We start from the raw sequence: 15993 nt of genomic DNA on the forward strand, positions 1-15993 counted from the left end.
CAGCCGGATTTTGCCCAAAACACACAGGATGTGTAATTTTGCCCTTTCTGCACAAGCTAGAATTGATATTCGGTATGAATATCAGCGGTATCCAAATCCTTCCAAGAGGTGATCGTATGAGCTACAAAGACCAGTTGGATCCGCATTCCGAGTTGTTCCATTACAACTGGACGCGGCGGAAACATACAAATTCCCAGGTCAATGGCGAGACGGAAGTTACACAAAACACCATCATCTTGAGGAGCAATGCAAAAGCGCATCGCTGGTGAGGATACTAAAAAGGCCGGGATGATTCCCGGCCTTTTTTGGTTGTGGTAATAAACGGAAATCCGCCAAAACGCTTGTTTTTCGTTTAAAATCATGCTATATTGGTATAGCGATGAGCTGAATTGCATAAGCCGGCAAGGCAACCTTTTTGGAATGCACAATGTGGAGTGCAAGCCTTAGCCGCCGCAAGAAAGATTGGAAAAAAGCGCCCCGGACCGGGCGCTTTTTTCATGTTTATATGGCCGCCACATAGGTTTCTTCTCGCCATGCTTCATGCATGGACTGAACAATAAAATCAACCGGGCGGGCTCCCGAAATCGCATATTTCCGGTTGATGACCATAAAGGGGGCAAAATCCGCGCTCAATAGATCTGCTTCTGCCTGGTCTTTTTTGATATGCTCCAAGTAAACATCCGTTACAATGGCTTTTTCAGCCGCTCTTTTATTCAGTCCGGCCATTTGGGCAGCATGTAATAAATCTCCTGTACCTGGTGAAGGCTGCCGGGCATACGTTTCAAACAGTGCCTTCGCAATGAACGTCTGTTTCCCGTGTTGTTTTGCAAAGTGCAGCAATTTATGGCTCTCTTCAATATGTACTTCTTTTTCGGGGTTTTTCACGAAACTGCGAAATTCCAGTTGAATGCTTTCCCTGTGGCCAAATTGTTCCAGTGCCTCGCCAAGTCTTACAAAGGCAAGATAAGAATCTGCCGATGAAAAATCCGACCATAATTCTATTTTCATAACTTTATAGCTCCTTAAGCCTTTCAAAATCCTTGAATTTTTTTACCAGTGATGATTAAATCGTGCATGCGTCCGTCAAGCACAGCCACTTCTTTCAAATGCCCCCAAGTTTCAAACCCGAAGGATGCAAACAACTTTAAACTGGCCTTGTTTTCGCTGAAAATAAAGCCGAGCAGTGTTTCCACCCCTAGCTTCGGGCAGGCTTCCAACATTTTCCCGAGCAGGTGCTTCCCGGCTCCTTTTCCTCTCCATTTTTCGCTGACATAAATACTGACCTCAGCAGTAGGCTGGTAAGCGGGCCTTCCGTAAAAATCGCTTAAACTGATCCAGGCAGCAATCTCCCCGTCTGCTTCCAACACCCAAAGCGGCCGGCTGTCCGGGTGATGGGCTTTAAACCATGGCAACTTTTCTTCTACGGTGACCGGGACTGTGTCAGCCGTTATAATCCCGTTTCCGATGCAGGCATTATAAATGTCCAGAATCTCCTGCAGATCTTCTTCTGTGGCATTTCTGATTAGGCCATGCTGTATCATCGCTCATTTTCCCTCAATTGTAAAAGTCCCCTCCGTTTCCGGAACGGAAGCTTTGTATTATAAACAACATTTTATAATAATTTCACGTAATTGAACAGTTTTTTTATGTCCTGCACACCAGACCATGCTGAAAACACCCGGTATGAAGGCACCCGGCTGCCGGATTCCGGCGGCATTTCCGGTTTCCGAAAGGGCAGGACAGCCGCCACGGGCATCATTCAAGCTTTGTCCGCACCCAAAATATCCATAAAGTTTTTCAAAATGCCGGCGGTTAATCCCCAAATAACATAATCCCCGTAGTAATAAAAATACTCGTCCATTTGCTGGCTGTTCCATTTATATGATTTACCACCCTGAATTAAATGGAAAGGAAAATCCTGGTCAGGCTCTACCTTAAATTCAATCCGGTAACATTCCGGCGCTGTTTTGGCAAAATGCGAAAGCGGGACTGTAAAGACTTCTTCCACCTCGCCCGGATTCGGATGAAAAGGCATATCCGGCAAAAAACCCGCAAACGGAAAGATCGCGCGCCTTCCATATGATGAAACGACATAGTCAAGCGGGAATACGTTGCGGATGACAGACGCATCCATGCACAGTTCCTCGGTTGTTTCCCGAATCGCGGCTTCCATTGGGTTTTTGTCCGTCGTTTCAATTCTGCCGCCCGGAAAACAAATTTCCCCCGGCTGTTTTCTTAACTGCCGGGACCGGACTTCAAATAAAACATGAAGGCCATCGCCTTTTTGAACGAGCGGCAACAGGACCGCAAACTGGGACAAACGGTCCATCCCAAAAACGGACGGTTCCCGCCTTTTTAATTTTTCGATAATGAATGCCTCGTTCAATCGATTCCCCCCTTTTAAACCTCGTTTCCATGTTGTGAAAACAGTTTTCCCTATACCTAATATATACCACAGTTTTCAAGAAAAGGATGCATTTTTCTCCCCTCCTTTTTTCTCCCGGAGCAGAAGCCATAACAGCACAGGAATCGGGCATAATGAACAAAAAGCATGTTTTCCATAAAAAATACAGGGGAAAATGCATGCAAAAGGTTTACTTTTTCGCAAACATTGAATACAATAGTACTAGATAAAGTTTTCCCTAAGGAAACTTTTTTGTTTCAGGGTTAAAATTAAAGAAAGGGGAAACATCTATGAGTGAAAAAACGATGAGCCAAAAAATGCCAGGCCGCACGTCCCATAATACAACGAGCGCACAAGCTGTACTACGGGGGGATGTGAAAGGGTTAAAACGGATTTTGCCTTTCCTAGGCCCGGCCTTCATTGCAGGCGTTGCTTATATCGATCCCGGTAATTTTGCCACCAATATTACGGCAGGATCGAAATACGGCTATATGCTGCTTTGGGTCATTGCCTTTTCAAACTTAATGGCCGTTTTAATCCAGTCCCTTTCCGCAAAGCTCGGCATTGCAACCGGGAAAAATTTGCCGGAAGTGGCACATGACCATTTTCCAAAACCGGTGTCGATCTTTTTATGGATTCAAAGTGAGTTAGTCATTATTGCAACAGATTTGGCAGAATTTATCGGCGCAGCTTTAGGCCTGTATTTAATTTTCGGCCTTCCGCTTTTGCCGGCCGCATTGATTACAGCAGTCGGATCGTTTGCTATCCTCGAATTGCAGCGCCGCGGCTACCGATCGTTTGAGGCAGTGATTGCCGCCCTTGTGATGATTGTCGTGCTCGCTTTTGCTTTGCAAACATTTCTGGCAAAACCGGAATGGGTAAAAGTATTCGGTGGGATTGTCACGCCAAAATTCGATGGCATCCAAAGCATTGTCCTGGCTGCCGGCATTCTCGGCGCCACCGTCATGCCCCATGCCATCTATTTGCACTCTTCATTGACGCAAAACAGAATCGTCGGAAAAAACGAGCTGGAAAAAAGAAAAATTTTCAAATTTGAATTGATCGACATCATCATCGCAATGGTGATCGCCGGGGCCATCAATATGAGCATGCTTGTGATTGCGTCCAGTGTATTTTATAAAAACGGCCTTGTCGTGGAAGATCTGGATGTCGCGTTTCGTGAGTTCTACACCCATATCGGACCGGCAGCGGCGATCTCTTTCGGCCTTGGCCTTTTGATTGCAGGGCTTTCCAGCTCCTCTGTCGGCACATTATCCGGTGATGTCGTCATGCAAGGGTTTATCAACAAACGGATCAATCTTTATTTGCGCCGTGCGATCACAATGATCCCGCCGCTTCTCATTATCATGATGGGCACCAACCCGACAAGCGCGCTTGTAATAAGCCAGGTCATTCTCTCATTCGGGATCATCTTTGCCCTTGTCCCGCTGATTCTGTTCACGAGCAACAGACAGATCATGGGTGAACTGGTGAACCACCGGATAACGAGCATCATCTCGTGGATCGTGGCAGGATTCGTCGTATGCCTGAATCTGTTCCTTTTGATTGATACATTTATATAAAGTGAAACAGCCCTTCCATCAAATGGAAAGGCTGTTTTTTTATTTGCCGCTGCTTTTTCACGGCTTAGGAAAAAAGCAGCGGCATTTACCGTTTGTCCGCCATCGCATCCAGCATCCAAATATCTTTGTCAAACCGGGTCAGAAAACGGGTGAGCAGATTGACGGTGGCATTGTCCTTGTTTTCTTCCGCCAGCGGAATCCCCGTTTCCCGGATTTCCTTTGCCAACTGCGCCAAATCCTCCCTTAATTGCTGCAGCAGTTCGCCCTCTTCATTATCCGCGCTCGCTTCAACAAGCGTCTTCTGGTCAAGGAATTTCGACATGGTCGCAAGCGGCCGTCCCCCGATTGCCAAAATTCTTTCGGCAAGCACATCCATTTGTTTTGAAAATGACCGGTACAAATCTTCAAAATAAGCATGGAGCGTGAAAAAGTTTTTTCCCTGAATATACCAGTGGTAACGGTGCAGTTTGATATAAAGCACTGTAAAATTTGAAAGTTCCTGGTTTAAAAATCGGACCAGTTTTTCTTCATCCAATGCATACTTCCCCCCTTTTACAGGCCGGCCATTGATTGGTCCTCGTTAGATTTTCACCGCAGGGCTTTTCTTATGCATATTTAACGCCAAATCTCAATTTTGATTTTTTTCACAAGCTTGCGGACCAGTAAAAAGATACCGTAACCGCACAATCCACCCGTTGTATTCAGCAAAATATCATCCACATCAAAACCTCCGACATGGAAATATCCTTGAATGGTTTCCACCAAAGCCGATGCTAAAAACGACAGCAATCCCATTATCCAGACCTTTCTCAGCCGCCTGAAAAGAAAGGGCAGGAAAAACCCGAACGGCATAAACATGAAAATATTCCCAAACAGATTGGAAAACCAGACTTCAAATTGAAAGTAACGGTAATAAAGGATATACATTCGGATCGTTTTAAACGGAATGATATTTTGGCTGGCAGAATTGGGCGCATGGCGGTACGGGATAAAGAACAAAAGTTCCGCTAAATAAGCAGCATACACAATGAAAATGAACAAAACGGCCGCATTGATTTTTTTCCGGTTATTTTTTCCCATATCATCCTCCAGCGGTTCGGGCAAGCCTCCCATTATCATCCTATTCAGTGGGTGCACACGCTATGCGCCGCCCGTACAGCCTGATACACCCCGCCCCCAAAAAAAGCAAAGAGAGACCTGCTCTTGCAGATCCCTCCTTCACCCAGCCCTTTGCCGCCATTTTACCTGAATTTACCCGCTGTATCAAAACGCAATATCGCGTTTTTGAAAATACCAAAAGGTCAAGACCATAAAAACGACATAATAAACAGCAAGTGTGATTAGTGAAAACGGCAAGGTGACGCCGTCTGTAAGTTTATCCTGGTACGCGTAAACAGACAAGTCCAAATGCGGGAAAATCAGGAATTTCAGCCAATGGTACCGGTCCATCAGAAACAGAAAAATCCCGCCCAGTGTGTTTGTGATAAACAGGGCAAAAATGCCGATCCCGACAGCCAGAGCCTGGCTCTTGAACAAGGTCGAAAGCATGAACGCAATCGCGCTTACCATGACAAGGCTCGGCAAATAAAGGGCAAATTTCAGGAAAAATTGCGGTCCGATTTCTTTAATTTTATATTGGCTGTAATCCAAAGTATTTTCGATCATTTTCATATGGAAACTGCCGGATCCCTGAAAAAGGATACCGATCAAATAGCCGGCTATAAGCAGAACGGCAAGCAGCAATACCGCGTATGCTGTGACAGCAATGTATTTGGACAGCAAAATTTTCCATCTCGCATGCGGGCGGATCATCAGTTGCTTAATCGTCCCGGATGCAAATTCCGATGAAACGTTGGCGCTCCCCACGATCACACTGAACAAGGTGACAAATGAACCGAGCGGAATGACCACATTGTTCATGAAATGCCAGTTTGAATGGGCATCCGGATTGATATTGTATTTCAAATAATCTTGGTTTTTTTGGATGGTTGGCGCAAGGTCCGCGTATTGTTCAGGATCCTTTTTCATTAGTGCCTCATCCGCTTTGATTTCTTTCTCGATTTTCGTACGCCAGTTTGGATCGTCTTTGCCGTAAACCTTATTGTAAAACAGTGCAGCAATCAGCACGAACGCTACAATCAGGAGCATATAGACCCATGCGCTTTTCCGGGCAAATATTTTCATCCATTCATTTCGGATTAAAGCGATCATTGATTTTCCTCCCCTGTTGTATGATTCGTGAGTTCAAGGAAACGGTCTTCCAGCGTTTTCTTTTCAAAATGAATTTCATAGACGTTGCAGCCGTTTCCTACCAATGTTGCGTTGATAACGGCTGCATCTTTGTAAGCTGCCGAAACCAAAATGCGCGTATCATCGACAATGGAAACCGGAAAATGGAGCTGTTTCTCTACTGCCTGCTTCGCCCTTTCGCTGTCATCCGTTGCAAACAGGATATCGCGGCGGTCATCCTGTTTTACCGTTGTCGTTTCTGCCATCGTTTCAATATGGATCAGTTTCCCTTTTTCAATAATGGCATACCGGTCGCACATCAATTCCATTTCCGAAAGAAGGTGCGAGGAAACGAGGACAGATACCCCGCTTCCTGCCAGCTCCCGCAAATAGCCCCTGAATTCGCGGATGCCTTGCGGGTCAAGGCCGTTTGTCGGCTCATCAAGAATCAATAACGAAGGCCGGTGCAAAATTGCCTGTGCAACCCCAAGCCGCTGTCGCATTCCTAACGAATACGTTTTGACTTTTTGTTTAAGCGCATCTTCCAGTTTGACAAGCTTTGCGACTTCCCATAATCTCTCTTCAGAAATGGGTTTCCTTGACATTCTCTTATAGTGGACCAGATTTTGATAGCCGGTCATATACGAATAAAATTCCGGATTTTCAACGATCGCGCCGATTTCATTCAAAGCGCCTTTGAAATCTTCATCGAGGCTTTTGCCGTTAATAAAGATTTCTCCGCTTGTGCGTTTCATCAATGAAACAATCATCCGGATAATCGTTGTTTTACCGGCGCCGTTCGGACCGAGAAGGCCGAAAACCTCGCCTTTTTTCACTTCAAAACTGACCTGGTCTACAATTTTGCGCGAGCGGATTTGTTTTGTAATCCCTTTGACCGAGAGTGCCATTTCACTCATAACATCCCTACTTTCTGCTAAACGAGTCTAATCCATATACGAAACTGGCCTTAAAAAGTTTCAAAAAAGATTCGGTTAAAAAAGCATTTGATTGTGGTATATACATATTTTAATGAAGAGCCCCATAAAGATATTCATAGAGACGTTTTGGGAGTAGAGGGATGACCAATGGAAAAACTGAAATGGAAACTGGCTTTATTCATCATCTGCCTGGCCGTGCTTGCAGGATTGATCTTTTTTCAGCGCCCGGTAAGCTATCAGCGCGTAAAGATTACCGATAAATTTTACACGCCCAACCGGAAAGAAATGCCGGTTGCAACCGGTGTGAAAACAAAGCGAAAAATAAAAGTGGCACCAACAACGACAAAACCGTATTGCGCGATCGCATTCAATAACGGCAAAACGCTTGCGATCGACTGCGATACGTATTTAAATTTTAATATTGGCGACCAAGTGTACATCAAATACCGTGGAAACCGGTTAACCGATATCCGCCGGAAAGGATGAAAAACATCCCGGTTCCTTTGCGTATAAAAGAACCGGGATGTTTTTTAATCTTCCCCGATAATTTTTACTTCTGTCTCAAGATCTACCCCAAATTTTTCTTTTACCGTTTTTTGGACAAATTTGATCAAATTCATATAATCCGTTGCCGTTCCGCCGCCGACATTCACCATAAACCCGGCATGTTTGGTCGAAACCTCGACGCCACCGATGCGTTTCCCCTGGAGCCCGCTGTCCTGAATCAGTTTCCCTGCAAAATAGCCGGGCGGCCTTTTAAACACGCTGCCGCACGATGGATATTCAAGTGGCTGTTTCGATTCCCTGAGATCAGTCAATTCATCCATTTTGGCTTTGATCTCCTGTGCGTCGCCCGGCTCCAGGCTGAACGTCCCTTCAAGCGCAATCTCCCCGTTTTCCGCAATTGAACTTTTCCTGTACTGGAAGGACAAATCGCTTTTTTCAAGCCTTTTCATCTCGCCTGTTTTGGTCAGGACAAGCGCGCTTTTCAGAACATCTTTGACTTCCCCGCCATACGCCCCCGCATTCATATACAGCGCACCGCCGACAGATCCCGGTATCCCGCAGGCGAACTCAAGCCCTGTCAGCTTTTGCTTTAAAGCATAGCGCGATACATCGATAATGGCTGCACCACACTGGGCTGTAATGTCATTGCCTGTGTGCGATATTTTCGCTAATTTGGTCAGAATCAGCACAATTCCCCTGATGCCGCCGTCTTTGATGATCAGATTGGAGCCGTTGCCGAGGATCGTGTACGGCACGCCGTTCAGAGAGGCAAAACGGACCGTCTTTTGCACTTCTTCATATGTCTCAGGAAAAATCAAAATATCCGCTTTTCCCCCTGTTTTTGTAAAAGTATATTTGCTTAACGGTTCATCTTCCAGAATTTCACGCGGATAAATGAGCGAACGCAAGTCTTGTAAAATTGTCTTTTCAGCCATGCTCTTCTCCTTCTTTTCTTTGATGCCTCTTTATTTCCGGATAGTGGAGGATCATCGCCGCCAAACAAAAAAGCGGATACCCGATCAGCACCACACCCGAAACAAAACCGTTTTTCGTAAACCATTCATGAATGATTGTATGTAAAATAAACGGGACCGTCATGACAAAGCATGACATTTTCCATAAATGCTGGTACGCCAGTTTTCTCTTCCACAGCTTCCTGAGCCCGTATCCGGCACAAGCGAGCAGGGAAATGCCGGCCAATACGCCACACAGGACAACGAGCACATAAGCGAACAGAAAATAAAAAACAAATTGGATGGCATTCAGGGCATCAAGGGATCCGCCGGTTAAAAGTGCAGGGATATGCAGACAGGAAACCATAAGAACAAGCAGAACCACATACAAAACAGTCCTGTCCATCGGAAGCCTGTTCAAACGAAAAGCAGCTCTTTTTCCCGGCAATAAACAGCTGTATTTGAATGCAGTCCAAATATCCATCCTGTTATCCCCCTCTCCCGAATGCTCCACTCCACATTATAATATAAAAAACAATTTGAAACGAGAACCATTTACGACAGATTCTTTAATTCCGTTTCAATTGCTGCTTTTATTTTTTCAAGGCAAGCCTCAGGCGTTTTGGCAAAAATCCTTTTTCCGTTCACCATCGCAAACGGACTGTAGGTGCATAACCCGCACGCCATTAAGCATTCATTTGAAATCACCGCAACTTCAGGATACCGGGATTCAAGTTCTGCTTCCACATCAATTGTGTTGATCAGGCTGCCTTCACATATTTCGACTAAAATAATGCCCAATCCCGTTTCCTCCTTTTGCTTAAAAGCCGTAAAACGGCATCTTTATCCATTATACTGTAAGCTTTAAAAAAATCCCAACAGGCGCGCTTTCCCGGAGGTCCCCGTTCATCGGAAATCGTATACACGGACACTTCTTTCCCGGAAAATATAAATATTTTCCGGCCAGGCTGTCTTTTTCTTTATAATAACAGGAGATATTTGGTACAATAATGTAAGACTTCCATTTTGCTTGCAGCCACCTGCGCGCAAAGGAAAGACTTTACAATCTAATCATGTTGAGGTGTCTACATTGGAAAAACAGCAAATCGGCGTCATCGGTTTGGCCGTCATGGGGAAAAACCTTGCGTGGAATATCGAAAGCAAAGGTTACACCGTTTCGGTCTTCAACCGTTCCCGTTCAAAAACCGAGCAAATGTTAAAAGAATCGGAAGGAAAAAATATTTTCGGTTATTTTACAATGGAAGAATTCGTCCATTCGCTTGAAAAACCGCGAAAAATCCTGCTGATGGTCAAAGCGGGCGAAGCAACAGACGCCACGATCGAGCAGTTAAAACCGTTTCTCGACAAAGGCGATATCTTGATTGACGGCGGCAACACATTCTTTAAAGATACACAGCGCCGTAACAAGGAATTAAGTGCACTCGGCATCCATTTTATCGGCACCGGTGTCTCAGGCGGTGAAGAAGGCGCGCTGAAAGGCCCTTCGATCATGCCTGGTGGGCAAAAAGAAGCATACGACCTTGTTGCACCGATTTTAAAAGACATTGCTGCTAAAGTAAATGGTGACCCGTGCACAACCTATATCGGTCCGGATGGTGCCGGCCATTATGTGAAAATGGTTCATAACGGCATCGAATACGGCGATATGGAGCTCATCTCAGAGTCCTACAATCTGCTCAAAAATATCCTCGGCCTCACTGCGGACGAGCTGCACGAAGTGTTTGCCGACTGGAACAAAGGCGAGCTCGACAGTTATTTAATCGAAATTACCGCTGATATTTTTACAAAAAAAGACCCAGAAACCGGCAAACCGCTTGTCGACGTCATTTTAGATACGGCCGGCCAAAAAGGGACAGGCAAATGGACAAGCCAGAGTGCGCTTGATCTAGGGGTTCCGCTGCCATTGATTACGGAGTCCGTATTCGCCCGCTTTATCTCGGCCATGAAAGAAGAACGGAAAGCGGCAAGCAAATTGCTAAAAGGGCCTGAAAAACCCGCTTTTTCAGGAGACAAAAAAGCGTTCATTGAAGCGGTCAGAAAAGCATTGTACATGAGCAAGATTTGTTCTTACGCCCAGGGCTTTGCGCAAATGCGGGCCGCTTCGGAAGAATATAACTGGGATTTGAATTACGGTGAAATTGCGATGATTTTCCGCGGGGGCTGCATCATCCGCGCGCAATTTTTGCAAAAAATCAAAGATGCGTACGACCGCGATCGCAATCTTAAAAACCTGCTCCTTGACCCGTATTTCAAGGAAATCGTGGAAAGCTACCAGGATGCGTTGCGCGAAGTCATCGCGACAGCTGTCCGCTTCGGCGTACCTGTGCCGGCTTTGTCCGCAGCGCTTGCCTATTACGATTCGTACCGTTCGGAAGTGCTGCCTGCCAATCTCTTACAGGCCCAGCGTGACTATTTCGGTGCCCATACGTACCAGCGCGTTGACAAAGAAGGCATCTTCCATACGGAATGGCTTGAGTTATAATTCAGAAAAATCCCGCCGCACCTGGCGGGATTTTTTTACTCTCCGTACATTTTGAACACGATTTCGCCTTTGATCACTTTTCCCCCGTCTTGATTGGCCACCACTGCTTCATACGTTTGCCGGGCGCCTTGCGCTTCTTTCAGCGTTGCCGACAGTGTCAAGCGATCGTCTAGAAAAACCATGCCCGCAAAGCGCACGCTAAATTTTTCGATGAATCCTTCGCCAACATACGGTGTAAACAGCTTTCCGAGATTTCCCATTGTCCACATCCCGTGGGCAATAATGCCGGGCAGCCCGGCTTTTTCTGCTGCTTCATCGATCGTATGAATCGGATTAAAGTCGCCGGAAGCACCAGCGTACTTGATTAAGTCCAACCTTGAAACCGGCGGGAGTTCCATGCTTTCCAGGCTGTCCCCGGGTTTTTTCGCGCGAAGGTTCATCCTTTCATCCCCTTCCGGACCGTTTCAGAAAGAATAATCGTTTGGGTTGCGGTCATGACGATTTCACCATTCTTATCTTCCGCCGTGCTTTTTATAAACAAGAAACCCATCTGTCCGAGCTTTCCTTTTCTTTCCTGGTATTTTTCAATTTCCCTATAGCAGTGCAATGCTTCTCCGACATAGAGCGGCCGTTGATATTCGAAATTTTGTTCCCCGTGTATGAGCCCAGCTTTCGGAAGGTCCAGGCCTTCTATTATCCCGTAGTCAAACGTGACCGGGAATGTCGGCGGTGCGATGTTGGCTTTAAACCCTTTTTCAGCCGCAAAGGCAGGATCTGTAAAAACAGGGTGCGGGTCACCGATGGCTTCGGCGAACTTTCTGACAGCGCCCCTTTCGATCGTATTTTGGACCGGATTTGACCGTTTTCCAATCAGTTCTTCAAACATCCGCCCGCCCCCTTATTATGCTTTCGGCCCGCCGGCAACATAGAGCACCTGGCCGTTTACGAACGACGATTCTTCCATCGCAAAGAAAAGGACCGCGTTTGCAATATCTTCCGGCTTTCCTGTCCGACCGACAGGAATCATCGATTGATTAAATGCGATAAAGTCGTCGAATTTAACGCCGAGCCGCTCAGCCGTCGCTTTTGTCATGTCGGTTTCAATAAAGCCGGGCGCAACCGCATTGGCGGTAATGCCAAACTTTCCGAGTTCAATGGCCAGCGTTTTTGTAAAGCCCTGAATGCCCGCTTTTGCCGCCGCGTAGTTTGCCTGGCCGCGGTTGCCGAGCGCGGAAGTGGAAGAGGTGTTGATGATTCTTCCGTATTTGTTTTCAACCATATTTTGCTGGACAGCCCTTGAAAAGAGGAACGCCCCTTTCAAATGGACATTCATGACGGTATCCCAGTCTTCATCCGTCATTTTAAACAGCAGATTATCGCGGATCACGCCTGCATTGTTGACAAGAATATCAATCTTTCCATACCGGGTGCACACAGCTGAAACCACCGCTTCCACCTGCGTGCGGTTTGCCACATCCGCCAGCTGCCCGAATACATCGTAACCGCTTTCTTTGAGAGCCTTTACAGTTTCTTCTAAAGCCTTTTCATTGATATCGACGAGACAGACTTTTGCCCCTTCTTTGGCAAAGGCGGCTGCAACGGCTTTGCCGATCCCTCTGCTTGCACCCGTTACAATCGCAACCCTGTTTTCAAACCTTTTTAAAACCGCTCCCCCCTCGAATGTTCGAATTTTTCTGTTTGTTTTAAATATATACAGTAAACAGTTTAAATTAAACGCTTCCTTTTGTAAATATTTGTGCATCCCTTTCAAGCACTCCACTGCCAAAAATTTTGTCAGCGCTTTATTTTTCGTATATTATAAAAAGTAGAAATATACATAAAGAGGTGGCAAGCTTGGAAAATTTTATTTTAAAACTGAAAGAATTGATCGGCCCGGATTTGGTCAGCGGAAATGAAACGGTTCTTGAGCAGCACAGCAGAGACGAATCCTATCATACACCCCATTTGCCGCAGGCTGTTGTATTTCCCGAGTCGGTGGAGCAAGTAAGGAAAGTGGTTGCTTTTGCCAATGAAAACCGCATTCCGGTGATTCCTTTTGGCCTCGGTTCCAGTCTCGAAGGCCATGTCATTCCTTATCAGGGCGGGATTACGCTTGATATGATGCGGATGAACAAAGTGGTAGAAGTACTTGACCGTGACTTTATTGTCCGGGTGCAGCCGGGTGTGACGCGCACGCAGTTAAACCGGGAGCTGAAAAAGTATGGTTTGTTTTTCCCGGTCGACCCGGGGGCGGATGCAACATTGGGAGGGATGGCCGCGACCAACGCCAGTGGCACCACTTCTGTTAAATACGGGGTCATGCGCGACCAGGTGTATGATTTAGAAGTGGTACTGGCGGACGGAACGGTCATTCATACCGGAAGCCTTGCCGCAAAATCATCGTCGGGCTACCATTTAAACGGGCTCATGGTCGGGTCTGAAGGGACACTGGGCGTCATTACCGAACTGGCTTTAAAAGTATACGGCATTCCGGAAGCAATGGTTGCGGCAAGGGCCGTTTTCGAAACGGTCAGGCAGGCGGTTGATGCTGTTGTCGCGATCCGCCAAGCCGGGATCCCGATGGAAAGGATGGAACTGGTTGACAAACGGTCGCTTCAGCAGGCAAACCGGTTTATGGGGACATCGTATCCGGAATGGCCCACTTTATTTTTGGAATTTACAGGGAACGAATCCGGGTTAAAACAAGATGTCAACTTTGCGAAAGACATCCTTGCCGAATTCCAATGCAAAAATGTTATGTTTGAAAAAGATGAAAAAGCGCGCCATAAGCTCTGGGATGCGCGGCATAAACTTGCCTACGCTTTTGTCCGCGGCACGCCGGGAAAGAAAATGATGGTAACCGATGCCTGTGTCCCCCTTCATTTCCTTCCCGAAGCCATTGAAGATACGCGCAAAACGCTTGACAGAATGGGCATGGACGGGGCCATTGTCGGCCATGTTGGCGACGGCAACTATCATGTCATTTTAATGATCGATATGGGAAATGAAAATGAAATTCGGCAGGCACAGGCGTTAAATGAACATATTGTGTCATTTGCGCTTTCAAAGGGCGGTACCTGCACAGGCGAACACGGCGTTGGGATTGGAAAGGCAAAATATCAGCGTGAAGAACACGGGCCCGCTTATGGGATGATGAAGAAAATCAAGGATCTGTTTGACCCGAATCATATTTTAAACCCCGGTAAAATCTTTATTTGAGGCTTTTGCCCGCATTTTTTTCACTTTTTGGGGCAAATGTCTATAACCATGCGCCCTGATCCACATACTCTAATGTTGAACACCGAAAAGGAGTGGGTTGAGATGGAACAAACATATGGAAATTATCCGCAATCTCAGGGGTTAGGGCATTTCGGCAGCTATGCCGGGGGAAGCCAGCCTTATTATGATGATGATATGGATATGATGCAGCATTACGGTCCGATGGGGCAAATGGGCCAGATGGGAGCATCAGACGGTTTGGCAGGGCAATATCCGATGGCAGGGCAAATGTACCCGGGACAGCATCCCGCAACTTCGATGTATCCGGGCATGTACGGCATGCCGGGGTACGGTCAGCATATGGGATTGCCGATGGGCCCGGGGTACACAGGCGCCGGTTACGGCCATGGACAAATGCCGGGTTATCCAGGATATGCGGGCGCTGGGATGGGCATGGCCCCGGGAATGATGCACGGTTATTACCCGGGCATGACAGGCAGGGATTGTCATTGCTGACCGGGGCATACCCGCGAGCCAAATCCATAAGGCGTACCAAATAAATCCGCAGTGATACATGTAAACAGCCGGCCTGCCATTGCTTTAGTGCAACGGAAGGCCGGCTGTTTTTAACATTTCTTTTAATTGGCCGAGCGCTTCGTCGGTATGTCCGGCCCGGATCGTTTTCACCCTTTCTGTCTCCTCTATTCCGAGCGAATGGTCATATCTTGGATCATAATAATATTCGAGCAGCCATTTTACGGCCTCATGATATCGTTCAGTCTGTAAATCTTTCTCGATTTCTTTTGCAACCGGCGTGTGAATCCGTTCTTTGATGCTTTGAAAGGCACGGATGCACGCTTCTTTGTTCTCCCACGGCCGGTAATCATCCAAAATATTGCGGACCCGTTCCTCCACCGGCAATTCAATCATAATTTTCGTGCCGCGCGCTTTGTTTTCCATCAAAAATTCCGGCACCACTACTTTTCCGATTCTTTTGCTTTCCGCTTCCATCAGAATATACGGCGCATTTTTCAATTGTAAAATGCGCTCTGCCAACAAAGCATCGAACGTTTTCTGGTTATGGGAGCTTAGGCCGATATCCCCGAAAATGCTGCCGCGATGATTGGCCATGCCTTCCAGGTCAAGGACCGGATAGCCTTCCGAAGCAAGCGCCCGGAGCATATACGTTTTACCGGTGCCTGTATAGCCGCCCAGCACATACGTAACCGGATGAAAGTCCATATTTTCAAGCAGACCTGTCACCCATTTCCGGTAGGCGCGGTAGCCTCCCTGGAGCCGGTAGGCATGGATGTCCATCAGATCCAAAACGGTTGCCGCCGTTTTGCTCCGCATACCGCCGCGCCAGCAAAATACCGCTTTTTCCCCTTCTATTTCACGGAAAGCCTCGATAAAACCGGGCAACTTTTTCGAAAAAATTTCAAGTCCGCGTTCTTTCGCAGCGCGGTTGCCGGATTGGGCATAAATCGTCCCCACTTCCGCCCGTTCTTCATCATTAAATAAAGGAATATTCACGCTCCCCGGAATCGTTGCGTTCCGGTATTCGGAAGGGGAACGGACATCCACCCATGTGAGCTGCTTTTTCTCCATCCGTTTTCTTGCTTCTTCAATGGTAATGTCTTGAAACAAATATTTCCCG

General features: G+C 46.8%; 20 protein-coding genes. 6 read left to right on the forward strand and 14 right to left on the reverse strand.

The window, feature by feature from the left end; all coding sequences use genetic code 11:
* Positions 1-116: 116 nt before the first annotated feature.
* The gene (locus NSS95_RS07565) at positions 117-269 is read left to right on the forward strand and encodes a YpzG family protein (protein WP_014098273.1); all 153 of its coding nucleotides are present in this window, start codon (positions 117-119) and stop codon (positions 267-269) included.
* Between the two features lie 232 nt (positions 270-501).
* On the opposite strand, the gene NSS95_RS07570 is transcribed toward NSS95_RS07565, so the two are convergent.
* From NSS95_RS07570 to NSS95_RS07580, 3 genes are all read right to left on the reverse strand, one after another.
* A complete protein-coding gene (locus NSS95_RS07570; protein ID WP_014098272.1) occupies positions 502-1008 on the reverse strand; it encodes a DsbA family oxidoreductase in 507 nt (168 codons plus the stop codon).
* Between the two features lie 23 nt (positions 1009-1031).
* Positions 1032-1541 (reverse strand): GNAT family N-acetyltransferase, encoded by a 510-nt coding sequence (locus NSS95_RS07575; protein WP_014098271.1) that lies wholly within the window; start codon positions 1539-1541, stop codon positions 1032-1034.
* 218 nt (positions 1542-1759) lie between these two features.
* Entirely contained in the window at positions 1760-2386 is a 627-nt protein-coding gene (locus NSS95_RS07580; protein ID WP_014098269.1) for an NUDIX hydrolase, read from the reverse strand.
* Between the two features lie 308 nt (positions 2387-2694).
* On the opposite strand from NSS95_RS07580, the gene NSS95_RS07585 reads away from it, so the two are divergent.
* On the forward strand, positions 2695-3987 hold the full coding sequence (locus NSS95_RS07585; protein WP_014098268.1) for an Nramp family divalent metal transporter: 1293 nt from the start codon (positions 2695-2697) through the stop codon (positions 3985-3987).
* 85 nt (positions 3988-4072) lie between these two features.
* On the opposite strand, the gene NSS95_RS07590 is transcribed toward NSS95_RS07585, so the two are convergent.
* The 4 genes from NSS95_RS07590 to NSS95_RS07605 form a co-directional block, all read right to left on the reverse strand.
* The gene (locus NSS95_RS07590; protein ID WP_014098267.1) at positions 4073-4522 is read right to left on the reverse strand and encodes a Dps family protein; all 450 of its coding nucleotides are present in this window, start codon (positions 4520-4522) and stop codon (positions 4073-4075) included.
* 80 nt (positions 4523-4602) lie between these two features.
* On the reverse strand, positions 4603-5067 hold the full coding sequence (locus tag NSS95_RS07595; RefSeq protein ID WP_014098266.1) for a VanZ family protein: 465 nt from the start codon (positions 5065-5067) through the stop codon (positions 4603-4605).
* Between the two features lie 183 nt (positions 5068-5250).
* Positions 5251-6198, reverse strand: a complete 948-nt coding sequence (locus NSS95_RS07600; protein ID WP_046721175.1) for an ABC transporter permease — start codon at positions 6196-6198, stop codon at positions 5251-5253.
* Positions 6195-7133: an ABC transporter ATP-binding protein gene (locus tag NSS95_RS07605; protein ID WP_046721176.1), complete on the reverse strand. Its 939-nt coding sequence runs from the start codon at positions 7131-7133 to the stop codon at positions 6195-6197. The genes NSS95_RS07600 and NSS95_RS07605 overlap by 4 nt, the downstream gene beginning before the upstream one ends.
* Before the next feature lie 168 nt (positions 7134-7301).
* On the opposite strand from NSS95_RS07605, the gene NSS95_RS07610 reads away from it, so the two are divergent.
* Positions 7302-7640, forward strand: coding sequence for a hypothetical protein (locus NSS95_RS07610; protein ID WP_026683400.1), 339 nt, complete (start codon positions 7302-7304; stop codon positions 7638-7640).
* Between the two features lie 44 nt (positions 7641-7684).
* Here the strand turns inward: NSS95_RS07610 and murB are convergent, their stop codons facing one another.
* The 3 genes from murB to NSS95_RS07625 form a co-directional block, all read right to left on the reverse strand.
* Positions 7685-8596: a UDP-N-acetylmuramate dehydrogenase gene (murB, locus tag NSS95_RS07615; RefSeq protein WP_014098262.1), complete on the reverse strand. Its 912-nt coding sequence runs from the start codon at positions 8594-8596 to the stop codon at positions 7685-7687.
* The gene (locus tag NSS95_RS07620) at positions 8589-9098 is read right to left on the reverse strand and encodes a DUF1189 family protein (protein ID WP_014098261.1); all 510 of its coding nucleotides are present in this window, start codon (positions 9096-9098) and stop codon (positions 8589-8591) included. Before NSS95_RS07620 ends, murB begins: the two co-directional genes overlap by 8 nt.
* 71 nt (positions 9099-9169) lie before the next feature.
* Positions 9170-9415, reverse strand: coding sequence for a YuzB family protein (locus tag NSS95_RS07625; RefSeq protein WP_014098260.1), 246 nt, complete (start codon positions 9413-9415; stop codon positions 9170-9172).
* 289 nt (positions 9416-9704) lie between these two features.
* Between NSS95_RS07625 and gndA the strand changes: the two genes are divergently transcribed.
* Positions 9705-11117: an NADP-dependent phosphogluconate dehydrogenase gene (gene gndA / locus NSS95_RS07630; protein WP_014098259.1), complete on the forward strand. Its 1413-nt coding sequence runs from the start codon at positions 9705-9707 to the stop codon at positions 11115-11117.
* Between the two features lie 35 nt (positions 11118-11152).
* On the opposite strand, the gene NSS95_RS07635 is transcribed toward gndA, so the two are convergent.
* From NSS95_RS07635 to NSS95_RS07645, 3 genes are read right to left on the reverse strand one after another with little or no spacing between them, the layout of a single operon-like run.
* On the reverse strand, positions 11153-11557 hold the full coding sequence (locus tag NSS95_RS07635; RefSeq protein WP_017550423.1) for a MaoC/PaaZ C-terminal domain-containing protein: 405 nt from the start codon (positions 11555-11557) through the stop codon (positions 11153-11155).
* Positions 11554-12003, reverse strand: a complete 450-nt coding sequence (locus NSS95_RS07640; protein WP_017550424.1) for a MaoC family dehydratase N-terminal domain-containing protein — start codon at positions 12001-12003, stop codon at positions 11554-11556. Before NSS95_RS07640 ends, NSS95_RS07635 begins: the two co-directional genes overlap by 4 nt.
* Positions 12004-12018: 15 nt before the next feature.
* Complete coding sequence (locus tag NSS95_RS07645; protein ID WP_340713849.1) at positions 12019-12879, reverse strand: SDR family NAD(P)-dependent oxidoreductase; 861 nt, start codon at positions 12877-12879, stop codon at positions 12019-12021.
* A 92-nt stretch (positions 12880-12971) separates the two neighbouring features.
* Between NSS95_RS07645 and NSS95_RS07650 the strand changes: the two genes are divergently transcribed.
* Both NSS95_RS07650 and NSS95_RS07655 read left to right on the forward strand, forming a co-directional pair.
* Positions 12972-14336, forward strand: coding sequence for an FAD-binding oxidoreductase (locus tag NSS95_RS07650; protein WP_251459600.1), 1365 nt, complete (start codon positions 12972-12974; stop codon positions 14334-14336).
* A gap of 102 nt (positions 14337-14438) precedes the next feature.
* Entirely contained in the window at positions 14439-14852 is a 414-nt protein-coding gene (locus tag NSS95_RS07655; protein WP_035184813.1) for a hypothetical protein, read from the forward strand.
* Between the two features lie 84 nt (positions 14853-14936).
* On the opposite strand, the gene mnmH is transcribed toward NSS95_RS07655, so the two are convergent.
* Complete coding sequence (gene mnmH, locus NSS95_RS07660; protein WP_014098253.1) at positions 14937-15983, reverse strand: tRNA 2-selenouridine(34) synthase MnmH; 1047 nt, start codon at positions 15981-15983, stop codon at positions 14937-14939.
* Positions 15984-15993: the final 10 nt, after the last annotated feature.

Source organism: Weizmannia sp. FSL K6-3076 (genome assembly GCF_038007245.1).
Classification (GTDB): Bacteria; Bacillota; Bacilli; order Bacillales; family Bacillaceae_C; genus Weizmannia; species Weizmannia faecalis.